The sequence below is a fragment of the Verrucomicrobiia bacterium genome, from assembly GCA_035495615.1.
Classification (GTDB): Bacteria; Omnitrophota; Omnitrophia; order Omnitrophales; family Aquincolibacteriaceae; genus DATJFP01.
Window position 1 is genome coordinate 23,419 of the sequence record DATJFP010000027.1, and the last position, 6,636, is coordinate 30,054.

The 6,636-nt window shown below is 57.2% G+C and carries 11 protein-coding genes; 2 read left to right on the top strand and 9 right to left on the bottom strand.

The annotated features are described in order from the left end of the window. Positions 1-7: 7 nt before the first annotated feature. A complete protein-coding gene (locus VL688_03560; GenBank protein ID HTL47122.1) occupies positions 8-772 on the bottom strand; it encodes a class I SAM-dependent methyltransferase in 765 nt (254 codons plus the stop codon). 146 nt (positions 773-918) lie between these two features. Here VL688_03560 and VL688_03565 point away from each other — a divergent pair, with 146 nt between their 5' ends. Beyond that, positions 919-1,146, top strand: a complete 228-nt coding sequence (locus VL688_03565; protein ID HTL47123.1) for a hypothetical protein — start codon at positions 919-921, stop codon at positions 1,144-1,146. A gap of 74 nt (positions 1,147-1,220) precedes the next feature. On the opposite strand, the gene VL688_03570 is transcribed toward VL688_03565, so the two are convergent. The 4 genes from VL688_03570 to VL688_03585 form a co-directional block, all read right to left on the bottom strand. Further along, positions 1,221-1,781 (bottom strand): sugar O-acetyltransferase, encoded by a 561-nt coding sequence (locus VL688_03570; protein ID HTL47124.1) that lies wholly within the window; start codon positions 1,779-1,781, stop codon positions 1,221-1,223. 21 nt (positions 1,782-1,802) lie between these two features. Then, positions 1,803-2,168: a potassium channel family protein gene (locus VL688_03575; protein ID HTL47125.1), complete on the bottom strand. Its 366-nt coding sequence runs from the start codon at positions 2,166-2,168 to the stop codon at positions 1,803-1,805. Between the two features lie 69 nt (positions 2,169-2,237). Beyond that, positions 2,238-3,365 (bottom strand): acyltransferase, encoded by a 1,128-nt coding sequence (locus VL688_03580; GenBank protein HTL47126.1) that lies wholly within the window; start codon positions 3,363-3,365, stop codon positions 2,238-2,240. After that, entirely contained in the window at positions 3,366-4,079 is a 714-nt protein-coding gene (locus tag VL688_03585) for a GDSL-type esterase/lipase family protein (protein ID HTL47127.1), read from the bottom strand. A gap of 192 nt (positions 4,080-4,271) precedes the next feature. Between VL688_03585 and VL688_03590 the strand changes: the two genes are divergently transcribed. Then, positions 4,272-4,649, top strand: coding sequence for a response regulator (locus tag VL688_03590; GenBank protein HTL47128.1), 378 nt, complete (start codon positions 4,272-4,274; stop codon positions 4,647-4,649). Between the two features lie 62 nt (positions 4,650-4,711). On the opposite strand, the gene VL688_03595 is transcribed toward VL688_03590, so the two are convergent. From VL688_03595 to VL688_03610, 4 genes are all read right to left on the bottom strand, one after another. Further along, entirely contained in the window at positions 4,712-5,203 is a 492-nt protein-coding gene (locus tag VL688_03595) for a hypothetical protein (GenBank protein HTL47129.1), read from the bottom strand. A gap of 137 nt (positions 5,204-5,340) precedes the next feature. Next, a complete protein-coding gene (locus VL688_03600) occupies positions 5,341-5,787 on the bottom strand; it encodes a CBS domain-containing protein (GenBank protein ID HTL47130.1) in 447 nt (148 codons plus the stop codon). A gap of 362 nt (positions 5,788-6,149) precedes the next feature. Then, complete coding sequence (locus VL688_03605) at positions 6,150-6,344, bottom strand: hypothetical protein (protein ID HTL47131.1); 195 nt, start codon at positions 6,342-6,344, stop codon at positions 6,150-6,152. A gap of 111 nt (positions 6,345-6,455) precedes the next feature. Continuing rightward, the coding region (locus VL688_03610; GenBank protein HTL47132.1) for a hypothetical protein at positions 6,456-6,636 on the bottom strand (181 nt) is incomplete at its 5' end.

Genomic DNA, 6,636 nt, shown 5'->3' on the forward strand with positions numbered 1-6,636 from the left:
GTGTCCATTATACCTTCGCTCCCGCAAAGACGGCAATGGGCACCTCATAATAAATGCCTCCTCCGTCTTTTCTCGCGCCGACACCCAAGGCGTCCCGGCCGATGTCGGCTTCGAAAATGGCCCGGATTTTCGGTTCGTCGCCAGGATTCGGGAACGACGCTTTGAGCTGCGCTCCGAGCTCGAGCGGCACGCCGTAAAATTCCGAGCGGACGCCGGAGAGCCCGCTTTCGCTGAAGAGTTTCCGGAACTCGGGAAGCGAAAGCGCGTGCACGTGCGAAGGATCGCGCAGCTTCTCGACCGCATCATAGGCCGCGATTTTTTCAGAGGGAAGCGCTACGTCCGCAACGAGCACCGTGCCCCCCGGGCGGCACACGCGCATCATTTCCGCGAGCGCGGCCTTGGGGTCTTCGAAGTGGTGGAAACTGTAGCGCGTGATCACGGCGTCGAAGCGCCCCGATTCGAAAGGAAGCGGCGCAATGCCGCCGACCTTCCAATCGAGATTCGAAAGCCCCTTTTCCCGCTGGCGCTCTTTTGCCGTTTCGATCATCTTCGCCGTGATGTCCACCCCCGTCACGTGCCGCGCATGAGGCGCGAACGCGCAGCCCACGAGCCCCGGCCCGCAGGCCACATCCAGCACCGCATGACCGCGCGTGACGCCGGACAGGCGCAGCAGCACCTCGATTCCATCCTGATGCCCCGGCACTTGGGTGAACGGCACGGCCTGCTTCGTGAATTGATCGATGATTTTGTCCTTATGGTTTTGAGGCTGCATGAAAACTTTCCTGCCGGTGTCATCCCGCTTAAGACTTTAGGGCTCTTGCCTTCCTTGTAATACCGGAATCCAGCGGCTATCTTTGTGTTAGTAGTGTTACTTATGTAAGGAATGTAACCAATCTCAACGAAAGGGGTACCTATGAAATGAAAACCATGACTCCGAGACGAGAAGTTCTGTTCCTCGCAGTTCTTGTGATGCTTGCCGCGCTGCTGCCGGCACGCGTTGAGGCCGGTCCCAAAGGCCAGCAAACCGCGCTCTCCCACGTCAAAAATGAAAACGCCCGCGAAAACATCCTTCGCGAAGGCGGCAAAGCCGTGGGCCATGCGCACCAAGACGGAGGCGGCGACACCACGCCCCCGCCCACCGATTAAATCATCATCCCGTTAAGGTACCCCTTCCGGAGGTGCGGGGTTCCGTGAATCCGGCACTTTTGGAAGGGGTGCTGTCAGGTCACAGCTTTGAGAACCCGCGCCGGATTTCCGGCAGCGAGCGATGCCGGCGGCACATTCTTCGTAACCACGGCGCCCGCTCCCACCACACTTTTCGCGCCGATCGTGACGCCTGGGCACACGATCACCCCGCCGCCGATCCACACGTCGTCTTCGATCGTAATCGGCAGCGCAAATTCCTCTCCCCGCGCCCGCTGCTCCGCGACCAGAGGATGCCCCGCGCAGTAAAGCTGCACGTTCGGCGCCATAAAAACATTGGAGCCTATCGTGATGCGCGCGCAGTCCAGGAAGACGCAGTTGAAATTGATGAAGACCTTGTCGCCCATAAAAATGTTCGTGCCGTAATCGCAGAAAAAAGGAGGCTGCAGCCAGCCATCTTTGCCCATGGCGCCGAAGAGTTCGGCATAAAGCGCGGCCTTCGCCGGATCCACCGTCGTATCGAGAAGCGCCGCATTGATCTCCGTGAGAAGCTTCCGGGCCTTCGTACGCATGGCCGTGAGCTGCGGGTCCGTGCCGTTGTACATTTTTCCCGAGAGCATTTTTTCCAGTTCGGTCATGACATCCCGATTCTCCGCCCCTTACTCTTCCGGTGATTCTCCCCGGCGCCTCTTCTGCTCGTCCTGCATCATGGATTCAAGGTCGGCCGCGAACGGCCCGCAGATGTAGGTGATCGACGCCAGGCCTATCCCCACGGCCACAAACGAAAACAAAGAGGCGAACATTTTTCCCGCGGCGGTTGCGGGCGCGAGGCTCGGCCCCTGCGCGGTCACGATCATGCTCGTAAAATAAAACGCATCGACCCACGAACGGTTTTCCAGAAATTTTACCGCCGCGGTCCCAAAAGCCGTCAGGCCCACGACAACGAGCACCGCGTGCAGCCCGCGCTGAAACGCGGCATGGAAATGTTTCCGGTGGCGAGGATGAAAAATCCAGTGAGCTTTCATAAGACTGTTTTTCCTTATTCCATGACAAGAAGGACGTTAGTTTAACCCGGCACTTCCGGAAGAGATACCTTATTTTGTTTTCGCGGTGAGTCGGCGGCCCCTTTGGATAAATTTTCGTTCGAGGCGGTGAACCGGTCCCGTCAAAAGGAAAGTCGCGGCCGTGGCGGCCAGCGTTAAAGTCATGAAGAAAGGGGCCGGCGGCCAATGATAAGCGAAGCGATACATCCCCAGGCATATCGAGGCAATGACGAGGTTATGGAATAAATAGATCGAGTATGACCGCTGGCCGAGTTTGACGCCGAAGTCCGCCTCGCCGCGCGCCGGATAATACGGCCCGAACATGAAACAAACCATCAGCAAACCGCAGATCGCGGCCGCATCCAGGAAATTCCATGGAAGATACGGCAGGGCGAATTCATGCACGCGCGGGCCGATCAACAAAACCATGGCCGCCGTGCCGATGGCGGGCGCCGCCGCCTTCACCTTGTGAAGAGGCACAAACACGCGGCCATAGAGGCCGACCGTAAACCCAAGGCCGAACTCCCAGATCCGGCTGAGCGTTTTGCCGGGCAACTGCGCCTTCTGAGCGAGAATATAGCAAAGGCCGCACAACACGAGAGTCGCCGCCGCGCCGCGGGCCTTGCCGAGCCTCCTGACAAAGAAAACAAACAACGGCAGCGCGAGATAAAACTGGACCTCCACGGGAAGCGTCCACAAAACATTATTGAACCGGTTGGACGGGCCGAAAAAGTTGAAGGTCATGCTCAAGTAGGTCAGCCAGGCGTACCCTTCGATCTTCGTCGTGAACTGGGGGCTCATCCAATCGTCCAGCACAAAGGGACGAAGCCGCACATAAAGGAAACCAAAAACGAAATAACCCAGAATGGCCAGAAGATAAGCCGGATAGATGCGGAAAAGGCGCCTGATAAAAAAAGACACGGCCGTAAAATTTTCTTTCAGAGAAATCCCGAAAGAAGCGCCGCTGATCATGAAAAAGCAGGTGACCCCGAGACTTCCCAGCATCCCGACCGCAGTCCAGGCAGGCCGATGCAGCTGCCAGAAATCCGTGGTGTTTGCATTCAGGCCCGGCGTCGCGCGCAGGCAGTGATGGATGAGAACAAGCCAGGCCGCAACGCCGCGGAAGACGTCAAGTGTCAGCACCCGTTCCGGCATGGTCGGAGAAGCGCCGCTCTCCACTTATTCCGTCCTGTTTCCAGCGGCGAGAAATGAGAGGACCCGCTCTCCCCACACGCCATATCCGGCCCCGGTCAAATGGATGCCGTCGTAAGTAAAAGCATCGGCGAGATAGCCGTCCCCTGCAAGGTCCGAAACAAGATCAAGATAAGCGATGCCTTCCTGGGCAGCCAGACGGCGCAGAAGGCCGTTGAGGGCGGCGATGTCTGCGTTTACCCGCGCGCTGTCCTGGCGGGAGCGCGCAACGGGAAGCGTGGACTGGATCACGGGAACAATCCCTTTCGCGCGGAGCTCCGTGACCAATTTCCGGTAACTGGAAAAGACTTCGAAGACAGGCTTTGACCTGTGAAGCAGATCATTGACGCCGATCATGATGAAACACGTGCGCGGCGAAAGCGCCTCGACGTCCGGCAGAAGGCCGAGAAGGCCTTCGGCCGACTGGAATCTCAGCCCCCGCCCCGCCACGTCCGCGCGGCCCAGGAGTTCGGACCAGTTCACAAAGCAAGTCAGCGAATCTCCGAGCATGACGATATCCGCCTGTTTCTGGCGGTAGGCTTTGTAATAGCCCTGGTAGAGCTCCCGCTCGGAGGCGCCTTTGGCTTCAAAACCCGGGATGGGCTGATTCTTTTTCCATAAGGAGGGGCCGAACCCGCCAGCGGCCGCGCCGAGCGCAAAAAAAAGAACAGCACCCAGGATGAATTCAGGAGAGCGTTTCACCCTCCTTGTATCGACAGGAAGCTCTCAGATTTCCACACCCGCCGGAAGACTGGCCCTCATTCCGGAAAAAATAAGCCCGCTTATTTGCTAATCACCGGCAGGCCATGTAGCCTTTGATTAGGATCTGAGCCCGGCGGCAAGGATCCCTGCTCCGCTACGGCATAAAAAGCTGTTCAACCTTCCGGAATCAAGATGGACAAGGCCCGAAAAAAAAGACTCATTCTCGCCATCGACGACGAAGAAGATGTGCTTCTGACGATTAAAGATTTTTTGCACGACGAAGGCTTTGACGTCCTGACGGCGGCCGACGGCGCCGAAGGCCTCGAGCTCTACACGAAGCATCACCCCGACCTGATCCTCGTCGATCTCATGATGCCCAAGATGGGCGGATTTGAATTCATGCAGCGTCTCAATTTTCATCCCGCGTTCAAGAAGACGCCGACCATCATGCTGACGGCCCACGGCCAGACCGACAACATTTTCGCGGCCCAGAACTGCCGGGCCACGGATTTCCTCATCAAGCCCTTCAATTTCTCGGACCTGCTCGACGTCATTTACCGCAATACGTGAATCCAGGCATAAAAAAAGCCCTCCTTTTATAAAGAAGAGCTCTGCACGCCGGGCCGTGATGACTAGGATCTCAAGGGAAGTCCGTCTCTCTCGGAACCGTTTGCACCGGGAGCGGCGCCCGGGACGGGAATGCCTTCCTGGACGAATTTGCGGCACTCGTCGGGATATTCATAGAGAACCCCGCAGTCGTCTGTCGCGAGCTTGCGGATCGCATTGACCGCAGCAAGGCAAGCCTGGGTCTTCTCCCAGGTTTCGAATTCTCCGCACGGTTCGATCGAGCGCTGCTGAACGGCAAGTCTGAGGTAACACGCATCGCGCTCCTGCACGAACGAGTAAGCCTCACAATCCTCGCCCGTGAGCGGCCGGTTAAGCGCCGGGGCGCCCGGCTGCTGCGCCGCCAGCGGCGCGGCCAATGCCAGGAGCATCCCTGTAATAAGAAAGACTCGCATCGTGCTCTTCCTTACGGTTTGAGATTGGTTATCTTTCATGAGCGGGTCGTCCCGCCGGCACGGCTTGTCGCGCTGCGCCGCGATGAAGGCCTGCGGGTGAATCATGGGGTCCTCGTAGTCTTTGATGAAACTGTCGAAGGCGTCACGGAACGGCTGCCGGTAAGCACAATCAACCTTATCGAAAAAAGGGGGGCAGGCCGAAAGGGACACTTAAACCCATCTGTCCCTTTGTTAATTCGAGGTCAGGCGGGCTTGGTCGCGGTTTCCGCGAGGCGGACAAAATCCATCGACGAGATGACCCCTTTCAGGGCTTCATTGTCATCCACGACAAAAACGCGGTGAATGCCTTTTTCTGTCATGAGGCGCGCGATAGGGTAAAGCTTGTCTTCTTCACGAAAATTGAAGAGCGGACGGCTGATCATCGACATGGCGCTGATCGGTTTATCTCCGACCGCCTGGAGATCCACCTGCATGTCCTCTTCCTTGAGCATGATCTGGAGCGTCATGACGCGCAGCACGTCGGTGGTCGAGACCACTCCCACGAACTTTTCCTGGCTGTCCATGACAGGCACGCCGGTAATGTGCCTCTCCATCAAAAATTGCATGAGGTCTTTGAGCTTCATGTCATTGGGGACACTCTTGACGTTGCGGTTCATGATATCTGCGGCGCGGAGGCTTTCGAGATTCATCTAGATCTCCTGGAGTAGGTCATTATAGGAAAGCCCGCCACCTTCGTTGCAAGGGCAACAAGGCCGGACCGTTTCGTAGCAGTCTTTGGCATAGGGTGGTTTCTCATAGCGGCATTCGTCAGAACTCTTAACATTGAGGCATCATTCCAAAAGAGCCGGGTGAATATTATACCTTAATTAAACTTAGATCAATCCTGGTTCTTTTAGGGCTTCGGGGCCCGGTTCCGCACAAAGAATAAGTTGAGGGGGGGCGTTTCATCATCCCTGTATTGAGGAAGCGATCGGATTTCCACTGGATACGCTGGAAGGATTTCAGGAAGGCAAAAAAAAGGGGGCGGCCTTGGGAGGCCGCCCCCTTTGTCTTACATGCTTTTCGGTGTGGTGCAGGCCTTAACGCAAGCGGCCTTGCTCGTCTCGTCAAGCTGCTTATCGCACTTCTTGACGCAGGCTTGCGTAACGGCATCCTTACCGGGAACCACCGGCATATCGGCGGAAAAACCCGCCGCCTGGAAAACAAACATTAACGCCGCTAACCCCAACAATACTTTCGTCTTCATTTGAAACTCCTGTTTCCGGTGATAATGAGGGCGGATTCCCTCCGGGGGGGCCGACATCATATATCGGACGATTCGCCCCAGGCTTGAAGGCTTATGAAAGACTGCATCTTTTTATTTTAACGCGCCGGCGATCTGGCCCCATTGGATCCAGAACTGATATTCGCGCTTTCGCGCCTCGACAAGATCGCCGCCCAGGCGTTTGAAGAACGACGCCGCCGCATTTCCAAGACATTCCTTCAAAAGCCACGCGGGCGGCAGCCCCCGCGCCCCTGCGGCGATGGCCACGGATACG

Coding starts and splice junctions, on each gene's coding strand:
- VL688_03560 (HTL47122.1), bottom strand. CDS start 772: ATGCAGCCTCAAAACCATAAGGACAAAATCATCGATCAATTCACGAAG.
- VL688_03565 (HTL47123.1), top strand. CDS start 919: ATGAAAACCATGACTCCGAGACGAGAAGTTCTGTTCCTCGCAGTTCTT.
- VL688_03570 (HTL47124.1), bottom strand. CDS start 1,781: ATGACCGAACTGGAAAAAATGCTCTCGGGAAAAATGTACAACGGCACG.
- VL688_03575 (HTL47125.1), bottom strand. CDS start 2,168: ATGAAAGCTCACTGGATTTTTCATCCTCGCCACCGGAAACATTTCCAT.
- VL688_03590 (HTL47128.1), top strand. CDS start 4,272: ATGGACAAGGCCCGAAAAAAAAGACTCATTCTCGCCATCGACGACGAA.
- VL688_03595 (HTL47129.1), bottom strand. CDS start 5,203: ATGATTCACCCGCAGGCCTTCATCGCGGCGCAGCGCGACAAGCCGTGC.
- VL688_03600 (HTL47130.1), bottom strand. CDS start 5,787: ATGAATCTCGAAAGCCTCCGCGCCGCAGATATCATGAACCGCAACGTC.
- VL688_03605 (HTL47131.1), bottom strand. CDS start 6,344: ATGAAGACGAAAGTATTGTTGGGGTTAGCGGCGTTAATGTTTGTTTTC.